This window comes from Bacillus sp. D48C (assembly GCF_053345735.1).
In genome coordinates this window covers 100,236-117,883 of the sequence record NZ_JBKFAQ010000008.1, presented here as the reverse complement: position 1 = coordinate 117,883, position 17,648 = coordinate 100,236, and the positions used below count along the sequence as shown (strand labels likewise).

17 protein-coding genes are annotated in these 17,648 nt (G+C 37.6%); 1 reads left to right on the top strand and 16 read right to left on the bottom strand.

Annotated features, from left to right (window positions below):
* Positions 1-50: 50 nt before the first annotated feature.
* From ffh to ACLBXA_RS19440, 13 genes are all read right to left on the bottom strand, one after another.
* Entirely contained in the window at positions 51-1,400 is a 1,350-nt protein-coding gene (gene ffh, locus ACLBXA_RS19500) for a signal recognition particle protein (protein WP_000863460.1), read from the bottom strand.
* Positions 1,401-1,412: 12 nt separating this feature from the next.
* Entirely contained in the window at positions 1,413-1,745 is a 333-nt protein-coding gene (locus tag ACLBXA_RS19495) for a putative DNA-binding protein (protein WP_000891062.1), read from the bottom strand.
* Between the two features lie 132 nt (positions 1,746-1,877).
* Entirely contained in the window at positions 1,878-2,867 is a 990-nt protein-coding gene (ftsY, locus tag ACLBXA_RS19490; protein WP_277490131.1) for a signal recognition particle-docking protein FtsY, read from the bottom strand.
* Positions 2,868-2,882: 15 nt separating this feature from the next.
* Entirely contained in the window at positions 2,883-6,452 is a 3,570-nt protein-coding gene (smc, locus tag ACLBXA_RS19485; protein WP_000478966.1) for a chromosome segregation protein SMC, read from the bottom strand.
* Between the two features lie 147 nt (positions 6,453-6,599).
* Entirely contained in the window at positions 6,600-7,337 is a 738-nt protein-coding gene (gene rncS, locus ACLBXA_RS19480; protein ID WP_001146875.1) for a ribonuclease III, read from the bottom strand.
* Positions 7,338-7,395: 58 nt separating this feature from the next.
* Positions 7,396-7,629 (bottom strand): acyl carrier protein, encoded by a 234-nt coding sequence (acpP, locus tag ACLBXA_RS19475; protein ID WP_000786062.1) that lies wholly within the window; start codon positions 7,627-7,629, stop codon positions 7,396-7,398.
* 69 nt (positions 7,630-7,698) lie between these two features.
* Complete coding sequence (fabG, locus tag ACLBXA_RS19470; protein WP_000911774.1) at positions 7,699-8,439, bottom strand: 3-oxoacyl-[acyl-carrier-protein] reductase; 741 nt, start codon at positions 8,437-8,439, stop codon at positions 7,699-7,701.
* Positions 8,439-9,383: an ACP S-malonyltransferase gene (gene fabD / locus ACLBXA_RS19465; protein ID WP_000515908.1), complete on the bottom strand. Its 945-nt coding sequence runs from the start codon at positions 9,381-9,383 to the stop codon at positions 8,439-8,441. The genes fabG and fabD overlap by 1 nt, the downstream gene beginning before the upstream one ends.
* 14 nt (positions 9,384-9,397) lie before the next feature.
* Positions 9,398-10,390: a phosphate acyltransferase PlsX gene (gene plsX / locus ACLBXA_RS19460; protein ID WP_000684100.1), complete on the bottom strand. Its 993-nt coding sequence runs from the start codon at positions 10,388-10,390 to the stop codon at positions 9,398-9,400.
* Positions 10,387-10,980, bottom strand: a complete 594-nt coding sequence (fapR, locus tag ACLBXA_RS19455; protein WP_000747349.1) for a transcription factor FapR — start codon at positions 10,978-10,980, stop codon at positions 10,387-10,389. The genes plsX and fapR overlap by 4 nt, the downstream gene beginning before the upstream one ends.
* An 87-nt stretch (positions 10,981-11,067) precedes the next feature.
* A complete protein-coding gene (recG, locus tag ACLBXA_RS19450; protein ID WP_001000822.1) occupies positions 11,068-13,116 on the bottom strand; it encodes an ATP-dependent DNA helicase RecG in 2,049 nt (682 codons plus the stop codon).
* Between the two features lie 290 nt (positions 13,117-13,406).
* Positions 13,407-15,083, bottom strand: coding sequence for a DAK2 domain-containing protein (locus ACLBXA_RS19445; RefSeq protein WP_000027131.1), 1,677 nt, complete (start codon positions 15,081-15,083; stop codon positions 13,407-13,409).
* Between the two features lie 22 nt (positions 15,084-15,105).
* A complete protein-coding gene (locus ACLBXA_RS19440) occupies positions 15,106-15,468 on the bottom strand; it encodes an Asp23/Gls24 family envelope stress response protein (protein WP_000021109.1) in 363 nt (120 codons plus the stop codon).
* 376 nt (positions 15,469-15,844) lie between these two features.
* On the opposite strand from ACLBXA_RS19440, the gene rpmB reads away from it, so the two are divergent.
* The gene (gene rpmB, locus ACLBXA_RS19435) at positions 15,845-16,033 is read left to right on the top strand and encodes a 50S ribosomal protein L28 (protein WP_000124776.1); all 189 of its coding nucleotides are present in this window, start codon (positions 15,845-15,847) and stop codon (positions 16,031-16,033) included.
* A gap of 72 nt (positions 16,034-16,105) precedes the next feature.
* Here the strand turns inward: rpmB and spoVM are convergent, their stop codons facing one another.
* The 3 genes from spoVM to rpe form a co-directional block, all read right to left on the bottom strand.
* A complete protein-coding gene (gene spoVM / locus ACLBXA_RS19430) occupies positions 16,106-16,186 on the bottom strand; it encodes a stage V sporulation protein SpoVM (RefSeq protein ID WP_001213599.1) in 81 nt (26 codons plus the stop codon).
* 66 nt (positions 16,187-16,252) lie between these two features.
* Positions 16,253-16,933: a thiamine diphosphokinase gene (locus tag ACLBXA_RS19425; protein ID WP_000752665.1), complete on the bottom strand. Its 681-nt coding sequence runs from the start codon at positions 16,931-16,933 to the stop codon at positions 16,253-16,255.
* Between the two features lie 69 nt (positions 16,934-17,002).
* Positions 17,003-17,647, bottom strand: a complete 645-nt coding sequence (rpe, locus tag ACLBXA_RS19420; protein ID WP_000589970.1) for a ribulose-phosphate 3-epimerase — start codon at positions 17,645-17,647, stop codon at positions 17,003-17,005.
* Position 17,648 lies beyond the last annotated feature (1 nt).

Here is a 17,648-nt window from a genome sequence, read left to right as displayed (position 1 = left end):
GACTATTGCTTTGTAAAGTATTTTTTCTTAACAGAGCCATCTTTTTTTCCTTACATGAATGGAAACTTCAATCCACCTAGTCCTTTTTTCTTGCCTTTTTGCATTCCCGTCATCGTCTTCATCATTTTTTTCATGTCATCGAATTGCTTAATTAGACGATTGATTTCTTGTACAGTTGTACCGCTACCTTTGGCAATGCGCTTTTTGCGACTAGCATTGATTATTTCCGGTTGTTCTCGTTCTAATTTAGTCATAGAACGAATAATTGCCTCAATATGCCCAATTTGTTTTTCATCAACTTGCGCATTTTTCAGCCCTTTAATTTTATTTGCACCAGGAAGCATTCCTAACAATTCATCAAGCGGTCCAAGTTGACGCACTTGTCCAAGTTGTTCTAGGAAATCGTCAAGCGTAAACGAAAGCGTACGCATTTTTTGCTCAAGTTCTTTTGCTTTCTCTTCATCAACTGTAGCTTGCGCTTTTTCAATCAATGTTAAGACATCGCCCATCCCTAAAATACGGGATGCCATACGCTCTGGATGGAACGCTTCAATTGCATCTAGTTTTTCACCCATACCAGCAAATTTAATCGGTGTGTTTGTTACAGCCTTAATAGATAATGCAGCACCACCGCGGGTATCACCATCTAATTTCGTTAATACAACACCTGTTAAACCTAACTGTTCATGGAAACTTTGTGCAACATTTACCGCGTCTTGTCCCGTCATCGCATCGACAACAAGGAAAATTTCATCCGGTTTCGCAACTTCTTTAACTTTCGCTAATTCATCCATTAGTTCTTCATCAATATGCAGGCGACCCGCTGTATCGATTAAAACATAATCATGATGATCTTCTTTTGCTTTTGCAATCGCTTGTTTCGCAATTTCAACAGGACTTACTTGATCTCCTAAAGAAAATACAGGCATGTCCAATTGCTTCCCTAATGTTTCAAGCTGTTTAATCGCTGCTGGACGGTAAATATCCGCTGCAACAAGCATCGGTTTACGATTATGCTTTTTACGAAGCAAATTCGCAAGCTTACCTGTCGTCGTTGTTTTACCCGCACCTTGCAGACCAACCATCATAATAACAGTCGGTGGCTTATTAGCAACAGCAATTTTGCTTTGCTCTCCGCCCATAAGTTCTGTAAGTTCTTCCTGTACAACTTTAATTACTTGTTGTCCAGGTGTCAAACTTTTCATTACATCTTGTCCGACAGCACGTTCAGACACACGCTTCACAAAATCTTTTACTACTTTAAAGTTAACATCTGCTTCTAAAAGAGCTAGACGAACTTCTCTCATCATTTCTTTCACATCGGCTTCAGAAACTTTTCCTTTGCCGCGGATTTTTTGCATTGTCTGTTGAAGTCGGTCGGCTAATCCTTCAAATGCCATATTGCCGCCCTCCTAATCTAATTTTTCGATAGCTTCAACAACTTGTTTCATTTCTTCATTCACATGCTCTTCTTCGCTGATTAGCTGTTTTAGCTTTGCAACAAGTCGCTGTCGCTCTTGAAACTTTTGAAGTAATACTAATTTTTCTTCATATTCTTCAAGCATCGCTTCAGTCCGTTTAATGTTATCATACACGGCTTGGCGACTTACATCAAATTCTTCCGCAATTTCACCAAGAGATAAATCATCTAGATAATAAAGCGACATATAACTTCTTTGTTTTTGCGTTAACAACGATTGATAAAAATCAAATAAATAGTTCATTCTCGTTGTTTTTTCGAGCATGTTGGATCATCCTTTGTTAAGTGATTTCCCTTTACATAAGTTAGTTTACATGGAGTCCAAAAGAGTGTCAAGTTTTTTTCTTAACATCATATATTTTTATAGAAAAAGAAGCGGAAATACCGCTTCTTTCGCTTACGCTTCTTCTGTTTCTACTAAGTTCGCAAATAAACCATACACATATTGTTCTGGATCAAACTGCTGCAAGTCATCCATTTGCTCTCCTAATCCAACAAACTTCACCGGTACATCAATTTCGTTACGAATCGCTAATACAATACCACCTTTAGCAGTTCCATCTAACTTCGTTAAAACAATACCTGTTACATTCGTTGCTTCACGGAATATTTTCGCTTGGCTTAAACCGTTTTGTCCTGTTGTTGCATCAATAACAAGCAATACTTCATGAGGAGCACCTGGTACTTCACGCTCAATTACACGCTTCACCTTCTCTAACTCTTTCATTAAGTTTACTTTATTTTGCAAGCGTCCTGCTGTGTCACATAGTAATACATCTACCTTACGTGCTTTTGCAGCTTGTACAGCGTCATACATAACCGCCGCTGGATCAGATCCAGATCCTTGTTTAATCACTTCTACACCAACGCGATCGCCCCATACTTCTAATTGTTCAATCGCCCCAGCACGGAATGTGTCTCCTGCCGCCAATAAGACTGACTTACCTTCTGATTTAAACTTATGCGCCAGTTTACCAATTGTCGTCGTTTTTCCTACACCGTTAACACCAACAAATAAAACAACCGTTAATTGGTCTTCTTGCATATTAATTTCGTTACTAAAATCGCTGTCACCTTTGTAAATTCCTACTAGTTTTTCTGAAATAACAGCTTGTACTTCTTTTGGATCTTGAATGTTACGACGTTGTACTTCTTCTTTCAATTGATCAATTAATTCCATTACCGTTGCGACGCCAACGTCTGCACCGATTAAGATTTCTTCTAACTCTTCGAAGAAATCTTCGTCCACTTTACGGTAACGATACACTAAATCATTCACTTTATCCGCAAATGAATTTCTAGTTTTTTCTAATCCGTGTTTAAATTTCTCTGTAACTGTATCCGTTTGTTTTGAAATTTTTTCTTTTAGTTTTTTAAAAAAACTCATACTTTCCCATCCTTCCTATTCACTTGCAATAAGTTCTTCTCCGGCATCTAAACGAACCGAAACAAGTTTAGATACCCCTGATTCTTGCATTGTTACACCGTACAACACATCAGACTCTTCCATTGTACCTTTTCTATGTGTAATTACAATAAACTGCGTCTCATCACTAAATTTCTTTAAATACTGTGCAAAACGAGCTACATTCGCTTCATCAAGGGCGGCCTCTACCTCATCTAGTACACAGAACGGTACTGGGCGCACTTTTAAAATACCAAATAAAAGCGCAATTGCCGTTAAAGCACGCTCTCCACCTGAAAGTAAACCTAAGTTCTGCAATTTCTTCCCTGGCGGTTGTGCTACAATATCAATACCCGTATTTAGTAAATCCTCTGGATTAGTCATTACTAAATCCGCTCTTCCGCCTCCAAATAACTCAGAGAATACCGATTGAAACTCCATTCTAATGCCTTCAAACGTAGTAAAAAAGCGTTTTTTCATTTCTTCATCCATTTCGGTAATAAGCTGGTGCAATGTCGTTTTCGCTTCTTCTAGGTCGTCTCTCTGCTCTAGTAAAAATGTATGACGCTCCGCTACGCGTTCATATTCATCAATTGCCCCTAGGTTCACTGTACCTAACTCTTCTATGGATAATTTGATTAATTTTACTTTCTTACGCGCATCTTCTGCAGGCATTGTCATTGTATATTTTAGTTTTGCCGCTTCAAATGAAATCGTATATGTTTCACGTAAATGTTGTAATCTATTTTCCAACTCTACATCAAGTCGGTTTATTTTCACTTCTTGATCTTTCAACATTTCAATAATATATTTATGTTTACCTGTCGTTTCTTTCAAATTACGCTCTAAATGTTCTACTCTCTCTTGCAACGAGACACGTTGTTCGCGACGAGAGCGAATTAATTCTGAAGTTTGATTACGATCATACGCTTTCTTCTCAATCATATTCGTAATTTGCTCTTCACCACTTGAATTAGATGTCATTTCTTGTTTTAAGAAAGCTAAATCCTCTTTCGTTTTTACAAGTGTCGCATCCGTTTCTTCTTTTTCCTTCGTAAATCGTTCAACTTTTTCTTTTTGATTAGATAAGCGTTGTTGCTTTTCAGCTACCAGCACTTTTAACTCAGTCATTTCTTTTTGAACTTTTTCTTTTGAAGAATGTTGCTCACTTTTTTGTTTTGTTAAAGCTGCAATTTTACTATCTAACTCTGTGATATCAGCTTGAAGATTCGTTAAAATCCCTTCTAACGCCTCTTTACGCCCTTGTGTTTTTACTCGATCTTGTAAAAAACCTTCAATCTCTAAATCATAAATAGACAAGCGGTCATTAATACGATGTTCTTCTAATTCTAAACGATTAATCTCTTCTCTTAATTTCTGCTCATCTACACGCTCTGCTTCTACAGTTTGCCTTAGTTCGCGTATTTTCACTTCTTTTTCTTGAATCTCTTGTTTTACTGCTTTAACAAAGTTTTCTAACTTCGTTGTTTTTTCTTCCATATCAGTTAACTTGCGAGTCCACTCTTCCAGTTCACGTTGGCGTCCTAATAAAGAAGATTTCGCTTGTTTTACCGCTCCACCAGTCATAGAACCGCCAGGATTCACTACGTCCCCTTCGATTGTTACAATGCGATAACGGTATTGCAGTTGTTTCGCCAACTCATTTGCTCCGCGTAAATCTTTCGCAACAATAACAGTACCTAATAAATTTGAAACTACATTTTCATATTTATTATTGTACTGCACAAGTTCTGCCGCCACACCTACAAACGATGGGTGTTGATTTACAATGCGTAATTGCTCAAATGATAACGACCTACTTTTAATAACAGCTTGCGGTAAAAACGTTGCACGCCCATGTTTATTTTGCTTTAAAAATGCAATTGCATTACGAGCATGTTCCTCTGTTTGTACAACAATGTGCTGCATCGCTGCACCTAGAGCGATTTCCATTGCAACTTCGTATTCTTTAGGTACCGTTAACAGTTCCGCAACAGCACCCTCGATACCTTGCAACCTATTTTCTCTAGCTTTCAATACTTCACGTACACCTTGATAGAAGCCAGAATAATCTTCTTGCATCTCTTCAAGCATTTCTTTTCGAGAACGTGCCTGTTGCACAAATTGATATGCTTGATACAGTTTTGTTTCATTTTCACTATACTGCGTCTTACATTTCCCGAGCGCCGCCTCTGTCTTCTGTATGTTTGAGAGGATGCCAGCTACTTTTTCTTTCACTTGTTCGTAATTTTCTACAAGTTTCGTCTTTTTCGCTGTAATTTCCATACGCATTTCTACATATTTCGCATTCTCTTCATCCAGCCGCTCGTTTTTAGACGTTTGCTGTTTAGATTGTTCTTCAATCATAGATAATTCATTGCGATGACTAGCTTGTTGATTTAAAAGTTCAATATAGTCACCTTTTAAATTCTCAATCTGTTCCTCTAAATTGTCAGCAAAAGTAGCAAGCAGTTGCTCATTATCATGCAATTTTTGCTCTAACTCTTTTACTTCATTCACAAATTGCATTAAAGCTTCTGTACTTGACGCAATTTCACCATCGTAACTTTTAGCTTTCTCTGTTAATTCAACAATTAACTGCTCAAGTTGCGCACAATGCGTCGTAGCATTTTGCTTTCTCTCTTTTAACAACTCGCGCTGTCCTTCTAGTTTTTCTAGCTCTTTACTAGAAAGAAGAAGTACTTCTTGCAACGAATCTACAGACTCATCTACCGCTTGTAATTGTCCTCGTAATTCCTCAAGCTCTTCTTCACTTTTTTGTAAATCCGTTGACATTTTAGCTTCTTCGTCTTTATTATGCCCAAACTGATTTCGAAGCGCTTCCCATTTCTCATGCAATTCTTCAATTTCATGTACAATAAGCGCAGCTTCTACTTTCTCTAATTCTTCTTTATTCTCAAGATAATCTTTCGCAATAGAAGCTTGTCTTTCTAAAGGTTCTACTTGACTACTTAATTCATGAATTATATCTTGTACACGATTTAAGTTTTCTTGTGTTTCTGCTAACTTCCCTTCAGCTTTCTTTTTGCGAAGTTTGTATTTCAGTACGCCTGCCGCTTCTTCAAATACACCTCGACGCTCTTCTGACTTACTACTTAAAATCTCTTCCACTTTTCCCTGGCTAATAATTGAAAAAGCTTCTCTTCCCATACCAGAGTCCATAAATAAATCGATAATATCTTTCAATCTACATGATTGTTTATTAATATAAAAATCACTATCACCTGAACGAGATACACGACGTGTTACACACACCTCATTGTATTCAATTGGTAAACGTTGATCTTCATTATTTAAAGTTATTGTTACTTCAGCAACATTAACCGCTCTCCTCGTATCACTGCCTGCAAAAATAATATCCTCCATCTTTGCACCACGTAATGATTTTGCAGATTGTTCACCAAGTACCCAGCGAATCGCATCAGTAATATTACTTTTCCCGCTTCCATTAGGGCCTACTACAGAAGTTACACCTGGGACAAAATCAACAGATACACGCTCAGCAAAAGACTTAAATCCTGCTATTTCTAATCTTTTTAAAAACACGAAAGGCCTTCCTCCTATTCTCCGTTGCTATAACTGTTATCTATACAAAAACGAGCTATCATACGGATTTCCCTTCCTTTTATTCACAAACAAAAAGAAAGTTTCATTCTATGCATAAGGAATCCCCCTCATTCAAAGGGGGATTCCTTATAGTTGTTCTTTTAATTTTTTCAATGCTTCTGCAGCAGCTTGTTGCTCTGCTTCTTTTTTCGACTTACCACTACCAAGACCTAAAGCTACGTTATTTAACGTAACACGTGACACAAATTCTCGATTGTGAGCTGGTCCTTTTTCTTGCAAAATTTGATACTCAACATTGCCACTACCATCACGCTGAATCAATTCTTGTAACTGACTCTTATAATCCATCACATGAGAAAAAGCACCCTCATTAATTTTCGGATATACAATTTCTTTTAAGAATTCCCAAACTGTTTCTAACCCTTGATCAAGATAAAGGGCACCAATAAACGCTTCAAAGACATCCGCTAATAAAGCCGGTCGTTCACGTCCACCTGTCATTTCTTCACCTTTTCCTAATAAAACAAGGCTACCAAATGACAATTCGTTCGCAAAACGAACAAGAGATGGCTCACATACAATAGCTGCACGTAGTTTTGTTAACTCTCCTTCGCTCATTGTCGGATATTTTTGAAACAGATACTGCGATACAGTAAGTTCCAATACTGCATCTCCAAGAAATTCAAGACGCTCGTTATCTTCATGCGGTTTTTTTCGATGCTCATTCACATACGATGAATGCGTAAATGCTTGAATCAATAATTTTTCATCTGTAAACGTAATACCTATCTTTTCTTGAAACACTTTAAATGCTTCACGATATTTTGTTTCGTATTTTTTTTCTCTATATTTTCGGTACGGCATAGGTCCCTCCAGATATAAGCCAGAAAGCCCCGCTAAAAAACGGGACTTCACTTAAGCATTATAGATGACTCTCTATGTAAGTCACAGCATCGCCAACAGTAGCAATCTTTTCAGCATCTTCATCAGAAATTTCCATTTCGAATTCATCTTCTAATTGCATTACAAGTTCTACTACATCTAGGGAGTCTGCTCCTAAATCTTCCTTGAAGCTTGCAGCTGGTACTACCTCAGTCTCTTCTACTCCTAAACGATCAACGATGATTTTTGTTACGCGCTCTAAAACATCTGCCATTCCATTCACCTCCCCTCAAATATTATATTAAATATTGACCAAAAAAACTAGGTGAAATCGATTCTTTTATTACATTACCATACCGCCATCAACATTTAACGTTTGACCTGTAACATATTTGCTTTGATCAGAAGCAAAAAACGTTACAGCATTCGCGATATCTTGCGCTTCACCAAATTGAGCAGCTGGAATAACTTTTAACATTTCTGCTTTAATATTCTCATCTAGTACATCTGTCATATCAGTCGCAATAAAGCCCGGCGCAATTGCATTCACTGTAATATTTCGACTTGCTAACTCTTTTGCAGATGTTTTTGTTAATCCAATAACACCCGCTTTAGCAGCAACATAATTAGCTTGCCCTGGGTTTCCTATAACACCAACAACCGAAGCGATATTTATAATTCTACCGTGACGTTGACGCATCATATAGCGAGATACTGCTTTTGTACATAAGAATACACCTTTTAAGTTTGTATTAATAACTGTATCCCATTCTTCTTCTTTCATACGCATTAATAAATTATCTTTTGTTACACCAGCATTATTTACAAGAATATCAACTTGTCCAAATGTATCTACTGTTTGTTTCACCATATTTGTAACATCATCAGCATTTGCAACATCTGCTCTTACCGCAATTGCATCAGAACCTAATTTCTTAATTTCATCTACTACTTCATTTGCTTTTTGTTCATTACCTGCATAATTCACTACTACATTTGCCCCTTGTTTCGCTAAATCGATCGCAATCGCGCGACCAATTCCACGTGAAGCGCCAGTTACTAATGCTACCTTCCCTTTTAACATCAGTTTTCTCCTCTCAAATTTGAAATGGTATCTTTTAATGTCTCTTCATCATATATCGCATATGCTTTCACTGATGAATCAATCGACTTCATAAGTCCAGCAAGTACTTTTCCAGGTCCAATTTCAATAAATGTATCTACTCCCTGCTGCACCATACATTCAATAGACGGGTACCATAATACAGGCGAATAAAGCTGTTCGATTAACTTTTCTTGAATGTCTGCACCACGTGTAATAACATCCGCTGTAACATTTGCAATAACAGGAATATTCGTGTCATGAATTGTAATTTCATTTAAAACACTTTGGAACTTCTCAGCTGCCGGCTTCATAAGTGAAGAATGGAAAGGCCCACTTACTTTTAGTGGAATTGCTCTCTTTGCACCATTTTCTTTCGCTCTTTGAGAAGCAACCTCTACACCTTGCTTCGTTCCAGAAATCACAATTTGCTTCGTACTATTCATATTAGCGATTTGCACTGCATATCCTTCACTTGTTACTTCTTCTGTAACTTGTTTCAGCATATCTAGGTCAGCACCTAATATAGCTGCCATCGCACCTTCCCCGTCTGGAACAGCTTCTTCCATATATTCGCCACGTTTCCTTACAGCATATACAGCATCTTCAAAAGTTAATGCACCAGCTGCTACAAGAGCGCTATATTCACCTAAACTATGACCAGCGACAAAGTTAGGTGTAATGTCATACTCTTTCAAAGCTGTCAAAATAGCAAAACTCGTTGTTAATAATGCAGGCTGAGCATTTGTTGTTAATGTAAGCTTTTCCTGCGGTCCTTCAAAAATCACTTCTGAAAGTGAATCTTGTAACACCTCATCTGCTTTTGCAAACACTTTTGCAACCTCTTTATTATTCTCTGCTAATTGTTTACCCATTCCAACTGCCTGTGAACCTTGGCCTGGAAAAAGAAATGCTATTTTTCCCATTTCAAATCCTCCTCTTATTGGAGTGACTCTTTCTCCATTACGCTTGAAATTGTAGGAATTACTTCTTTCGCTACCATTTCTCTCGTTTGACGAATCGCACTAAATATCGACTGGTCATTAGAAGAACCGTGAGCCTTAATGACAGGTGCTTTCAATCCAAATAATGCAGCTCCCCCATACTCCGAATAATCCATTTTATCTTTTAATACCATAAGTTTTGGCTTTAATACCGCCGCTGCTAATTTGCTCGTAAACGAACTCATTAGTTGTTCTTTCAACATAGAGAATAGCGCAAGTGCTGTTCCTTCTAATGATTTCAACGCTACATTCCCTGTGAAACCATCACATACAACAACATCTGCTACACCTTGCAATAAATCTCTCGATTCAACGTTCCCAACGAAATTAATTGGCGCATCCTTAAGCATTGCAAATACTTGCTTTGAAAGCTCGTTTCCTTTTCCATCCTCTGTTCCAACGTTTAATAGTCCAACACGAGGATTTTCAATTCCTCTTACCTTCTCAGCATAAACAGATCCCATTACTGCATATTGATATAAATGAATCGGTTTTGCATCAACATTTGCTCCAACATCTAACATAACAAAACCTTTTCCATCTACAGTTGGCATTGTAGGCGATAAAGCTGGTCGCTCAATTCCTTCCATACGACCGACAACAAATAATCCAGCTGCCATTAAAGCTCCTGTGCTACCTGCGGATATACAAGCGTCTGCTTCTCCATCCTTTACTTGCTGTGCCGCAAGTACCATTGAAGCTTGTTTTTTTCGACGAACCGCTCTTACTGGTTCTTCCGTCGATTCTATTTTTTCGTCTGTATGAAGAATAGTAATTCGTTCATCACTCGTTAAGTATTGACGAATTTCCTCTTCTTTCCCTACTAACGTAATATGTAAATCAGAATATTCCTTAATAGCTTTCATTGCCCCTAATACTACAGCCTTTGGAGCGTGATCTCCGCCCATTGCATCTATTGCGATTTTCATAAGTTGTTACCTTCCTCACTATAATTACTAGATCGATACATTTCAAAAGTGCCTGTAAAAACAAGTTCTTCTCCAACGAAGCTACGCACTTTGACAACCGTCCGTCCCTTATCATTCTCTACGTCTTCAACACGCGCTTTTGCAACAACACGCTCTCCTAATTTTACAGGGCGAATATATCGAATGGTAGACTTTGCAGTTAAAGCTAATTCTTCATCAATAACCGCAACAGCTAGTGAGTTTGCTTGCGCAAACAGATGATGCCCACGGGCAATTTGATTTCTTTTAAATACATGTTCTACCTTTACTTCAAAGATAGAGATTGCATGTCTATCTAATTCAATATCAATAATTTCTCCGACAACCTCTTCTAACGGTAAAGATTTCACATCTTCTTCATGTTGCTTTGTAGCTACATGTTTAATTCTCTCTCTTAATTCAGGAATAGACAATTCCATACGATCCAGTCGTACTGTTTGTATACTCACTTGAAATTTTTCCGCTAAATCTTCATCCGTAATAAAAGGATTTGATTCGATTGTTTGTTGTAATAATTCTTGTCTTTCTTTTTTACTTCTTCTTTTCTTCATACCGCACCATCCATTTTTATGACTAGGTACTAACAGTAGTATATAATCATTGAAAGTAGAATGCAACAATTTTTTTGTTGACTCCCTTTAATCGAGCTTCTCTCCTTGGAACACACCTGTCCCATCAAGATACGTACGCAAGGCAGCGTATTGATCATTGTGCCAAAATGCTTCTGACTCTACTAGTATCGCCGCATCTTGCCTTGCTGTTTCTAACGCTCGATAATCGTGTACCATGTCAGCAACCTTAAATTCCGGTAAGCCACTTTGCTTACTCCCAAAGAAATCTCCAGGACCTCGTAATTCTAAATCTTTTTCTGACAATACAAATCCATCATTTGTTTCAGTCATTATGCGCATTCTTTCTTTTCCTGTTTCTGATTTAGGGTCTGCTATTAATAAACAATATGATTGTTCACTACCACGCCCGACACGCCCTCTAAGCTGATGAAGCTGCGATAAACCGAAACGTTCTGCATCATAAATAACCATCACAGTCGCATTCGGTACGTTCACACCAACCTCAACAACTGTTGTCGATACAAGAATTTGCACTTTATTTTCACTAAACTGTCCCATTATCTCTTCTTTTTCCTGAGACGATAATCTCCCATGCATCAATCCAACTTGGCATTTCCCTTGGTAATGATGCGTCAGCATACTATGTAAGTCGATAGCATTTTGCACATCAAGTTTCTCAGATTCTTCAATTAGAGGACAAATAACGTATGCCTGTCTTCCTTTTTTTATCTCCTTCTCAACAAAACCGAGGACGCGATCTAACATATCATGTTTTGCCCAGTATGTTTCAATCACCTTTCTCCCTGCTGGCATCTCATCGATTATTGAAACATCCATCTCTCCAAATGCAGTAATTGCAAGCGTACGCGGAATTGGTGTCGCTGTCATAAATAATACATCTGGACTTTCACCTTTCTCCCGTAAAACTCGGCGCTGCGCTACACCAAATCGATGCTGTTCATCCGTAATAACGAGACCCAACCTATGAAATATAACTTCATCTTGAATTAAAGCGTGCGTTCCAACAAGAATATCTATTTCTCCTTGTTCTAACTTCGCTAAAATGTCTCGTCGTCTCGCACCTTTAACAGAACTTGTTAGCAGTTCCACCTTCATACCAAAATGCGAAAACGTTTCAGCAAGCGACTGATAATGTTGCTCAGCTAAAATTTCTGTAGGAACCATTAAAGCACCTTGATAATGAGCTAATTTCGATGCATAAAGGCCAATCGCAGCAACAACTGTTTTCCCAGAACCAACGTCACCTTGTAATAGTCGGTTCATCCGATAAGGAGATGTCATATCTTTTAAAATTTCATCTACAACTCGGCGCTGCGCACCCGTTAACGGAAACGGCAGTGCATCGATAAATTCTTGTAATTCTACTGACGGAATCTCTTTCTTCGTCCCTTTTGAATTTTCCCTCTCCATTTTCCTCAGCGTTTGCATTTTCAGCTGAAATAAGAAAAATTCCTCATATACAAAACGGCGACGCGCTTGCTTTAAATCCTCCTGTCCTACCGGAAAATGCAAAGCCTTAAGTGCTTCATATCTTGGTAATAATTTATACCGGCCTAACAAACCATCCGGTAACACTTCGACTATAGAATCTCCATATTCCTTTAACGCTTGAGCAATAAAACGACGCATCTGTTTTACTGTAAGTTTCCCCTTTACTGAGTAAACTGGCTCCACTTCTTGTTGACGTACAACTGGCCCAAAATGAAGTTCTGATACAGCAATTGTTTGACGATGTTGATCCCATTTACCAGTAATCGTTACCGTTTCATCTAACGTTAATTTTTGCTTATAGTAAGGCCTATTAAAACATACCGCCGTAATTAAATAACGACCGACGAGAACACGAACTGTTAGACGCGATTTCTTCTTACCATAATATTGCAGCAAAGGAGCACTATGAACCTTCCCTTCAACCGTTACACGTTCATCATGCTTTACTTCAGCAAGATCTTTCATCGCATAATCTTCATAACGGTACGGAAAATGTTCTAATAGATGAGAAACTGTATAAATCCCCATCTCATGTAGTAACTCAGATGTTTCTCCTCCGATCCCCTTTACATCCGTAACAGGAACTTGTACAACATCATTCAAGATTCTCACACCCCGTCACATTATTTTCTTTATTGCATTTTATTTGAGTACCAATTAGCATCTGTAATCGCTCTCTTTCACCTTATATATTCTATCATAGGCATTCTAAGAGAAACTACTCAAATCCCTTATATAAAACAAGTAAAAAAGAGCCTCACTATTAGCAGCAAGGCTCTTTTCTCTCTTCAATATGCTAGCCTTTTGAATAAAAACTAGTAATAAACTTCATATTACTACTCCTTATCCATTAGCAAGTAAGTAATCCATTTATTTTCAAAACGAATCTTATCTTATTCTACAGAGAAGATGAAAGAATACACTGGTTGGTTTCCAGCATGCACTTCTACTTCTGCATCTTCAAATTTCTCTTCTACAAATTCAACTAACTCCGCTACTTCTTCGTCAGTTGCATCTTCACCTTGTAGAATCGTTACGATTTCAGAATCTTCATCAATAAGCGCTTCTAGTAATTGCTTCGCAGCTCCTACTTTTTCAGCATTTGTAGATACAATTTTTCCATCTGCAATACACATGAAGTCATCTTTTTGAATTGCTACACCATCAATTTCCGTATCACGTACAGCATACGTAATTTGACCTGTTTTCACATGAGATAAAGCTTCTTGCATGTTTTCTTCATTCTCTTCTAACGTTCCAACTGGGTTAAATGCTAACATTGCTGCCATACCTTGAGGAACTGTTTTCGAACGAACAACAATAACTTCTTGATCTACAACTGATGCCGCTTGTTCTGCTGCCATTACAATATTTCCGTTATTCGGTAAAATAATGATTTTTTCAGCATTTGCTTCTTCAATTGCCTTCACGATATCCTCCGTACTTGGATTCATCGTTTGACCACCTTCGATAACTTTCGTTGCGCCGATGCTCTCAAATAAAGTTTTAATACCAGACCCCATTGCCACAGTTACGATACCATATGGTTGTTTTTCTTTCGATTGAGCTGGTTGTTCAGGAACCATAGCAGGTTCATCTAATAAAGCAGTATGCTGTTCACGCATATTTTCTACTTTAATCTTAATTAAACTACCGTATTTTTGCCCGTAGTTCATAGCGTCTCCAGGATGTTCTGCGTGGATATGAACTTTTACAATTTCATCATCAGACACAACTAGTAGAGAATCACCATATACACTAATATCTTCACGGAATTTTTGTTCAGAGAAATTATGCTCTTTCACCTTTTCAGCCTCTAATTTCACCATGAACTCCGTACAATATCCATACTTAATATCTTCTGTACTCAATTGGCTTTGTACACTACGGTGATGTTCTGCGCGTACCATCTCATTCATAGATGTTTGCGTCGGTGCATCAGAAGAAATCGTTTCTCCTTTTAAGTCAGCTAAAAATCCTTCGTATACCACTACAAGACCTTTACCACCGCTATCTACAACGCCAACTTGTTTTAATACAGGTAATAAATCTGGCGTACGATTTAACGATGCGTTTGCTTCTTTCACAACGTCTTCCATAAACAAAACAAAGTCGCGCTGTTTTTTCGCAACTGTTACTGCATATTTACCCGTTTCTCTTGCAACCGTTAAAATCGTTCCTTCAATCGGTTTCATAACCGCTTTATAAGCCGCCTCTACTCCAGCTTCTAGTGCTGCAGCAAAATCAACTGTTGTTAATTCTTCTTTTTGTTCAATGGATTTAGAGAAACCACGGAACAACTGAGATAGAATAACTCCAGAGTTACCACGAGCTCCCATTAATAATCCTTTGGCTAAACTTACGCCGACTTTACCAGCATGCTGTGAAGGATTTGCTTTCACTTCACGCGCACCTGAAGTCATAGATAAGTTCATGTTTGTACCGGTATCGCCATCTGGAACTGGAAATACGTTTAATGCATCAACAAGCTGAACATTATTTGTTAAATTATTCGCTCCTTGCATGATCATTTGTGATAAACGTTTTCCATCAATTTTTTGAATTGACACAGATTTTCCTCCTTAATGCACATTACAAGTTTATTACTTTAACTCCTTGTACGTAGATGTTTACAGAATCTACTGCTAGTCCTACAGTTTGATCTAGTGTATATTTCACTTTCGTCTGCACATTATGTGCCACTTCTGAAATTTTCGTACCATAGCTCACAATAATATACATATCAATATGTACTTCATCTTCATCTTTACGAACAATAACACCTCTAGTGAAGTTTTCTTTTCGTAAAATGTCTGTTAATCCATCTTTTAACTGATTTTTTGATGCCATACCTACGATACCGTAGCAATCTACCGCGGCACCTCCAGCAATTGTTGCAATTACATCTGTACTAATATCAATTTGACCGTACTTCGTTTTAATTTCAATTGACATCTCGTTTCCCCCTTCATAAATGGTGAAAGTGAGCTAGACTACTTTAGTTACTATCATATAATCTTTTTAAAGAAAATTCCATCGTTCTTTCTTTTCACTCTCATATTTTATGTTTTAAATTACACTTTTTTATGATGAGCAAAATAGTCCATTGTTATTATACAACATGTACCACTATAATATGTCAAGCAATTTTTATGGATTTTAACTTTTCTTCATTGACATATAGTGTCAAGTAAATTTTCTTGATTTCTTTTTTCTACGGTGTTGCATTCTCTTTTTAGTTGTGTTAAATTATAGTAGTGTTTTTAGCATCGCATAAAAGACTAACATTGAAAAATTACGTATGGTAAGGTATCAAGGGAGGGAAATATAAATGGCTCGTGTTTGTGCTATTACTGGAAGAAAAGCTCGTTCTGGTAACTCTCGTTCTCACGCAATGAACGCTACAAAACGTAAGTGGGGCGCTAACCTTCAAAAAGTTCGCGTACGCATCGACGGAAAAGTTCAACGTGTTTACGTTTCTGCTAGAGCATTAAAATCTGGCAAAATCGAACGTGTTTAATAATAAAAAAAAGAGCCAATAGGCTCTTTTTTTACTATAACAATGGAAAAAGCACCGGTGATAGGTGCTTTTTTAATCTTTTTTGAAGGTATTTAACATTGCACGAACAATTCCACCAAGAAATTTAGGTAACTTAATTGTATAAAATCTCATGGTTTCCCTCCTAATCCCCATTACTCCACTTGGTCACTATATGATGTAAGGAGCAAAATTGTTTCTTCAATCAGTGCTTCTTATCAACATTAATATGCCAGAAGTAAATGAAAAAGTACCTTTTTCCTCAACGAGTTCGTTACTAATACAAAGTGTTGATCCCCACTCTATTGTTTTATTAGTAAGAGGGTACTTAAAACCAAACAATGTAATCCCTTCCACTATTTCAGTAACTGGTACAAAAGATACATAAGGAAAATTTTTATTTTCTTCAATTATATGTGTACCCACTTTTTTAACTGTTATTTCATTTTTATTGTCCACAATACACATTTCTATCTCTACTTCTAACCCTTTTAAAAGCATTTGTATATTTGCCAAACCGTGATCAAGTCTTCCACCGGTAGCACCAAAAATACGAATTAGTGCCGGCTTCTGTCCTAATGCCCAGTTGATTGCAATTTCTAAATCCGTTTGATCTTTTTCCCGCGGAACAATATGTAATTCGTTCGTTTGCTGTCCCATCCATACTAATTCTTCTTCAGTAACTGAATCGTAATCTCCAAACGCAACAGCCGGGGTAATCCCTTTCTTTAATAGACGGTATACTCCCCTATCAACCGCAGCCCACACTACTTCCTCATTCTCATATCGAGCAAAATCTGCGCAATATTCCGAAGGTCCTCCTGCCAAAATATGAATAATCATTTTTTCTTCCCCTTCCATTGTAAAAAGGCAATCTGCCATTCGGTAGATTGCCTTTTTACATATTTTTACCCTATCCTATGAATACCTTACTAGGATAAAAGTTCATCACTACCCACGAATTACGCGAATTGCTTCACCGCGGTCTTTTTGATTGTATACTGCTGATCCAGCTACAAGTACATTTGCTCCTGCTTCCACACAAAGTCTTGCTGTTTCAGCATTTACACCACCATCAACTTCAATTTCTACTTCTAGATTGCGCTCTTTCACCATGTCTGCAACTTGTTTAATTTTCGGTAATACAGAATGGATAAACTTCTGTCCACCAAATCCAGGGTTTACTGTCATAAGTAATACCATATCTATATCTTCTAATACATGCTCAATCACTGAAACTGGCGTATGTGGATTTAATACAACGCCCGCTTTAATACCGTGAGATTTAATTAACTGAATTGTACGATGCAGATGTGGACACGCCTCTGCGTGAACAGTAATAATATCCGCTCCCGCTTGTGCGAAAGTCGGGATATAGTTATCAGGATTTTCAATCATTAAATGTACATCTAATGGTAATGATGTAATTGGACGGATAGCTTCTACAATTAATGGTCCAATCGTAATATTTGGTACGAAATGTCCATCCATTACGTCAACGTGAATGTAATCCGCTCCGCCCTTTTCTACATCTTTAATCTCTTCCCCTAATTTTGAAAAATCTGCTGATAAAATCGATGGTGCAATTTTAATCATA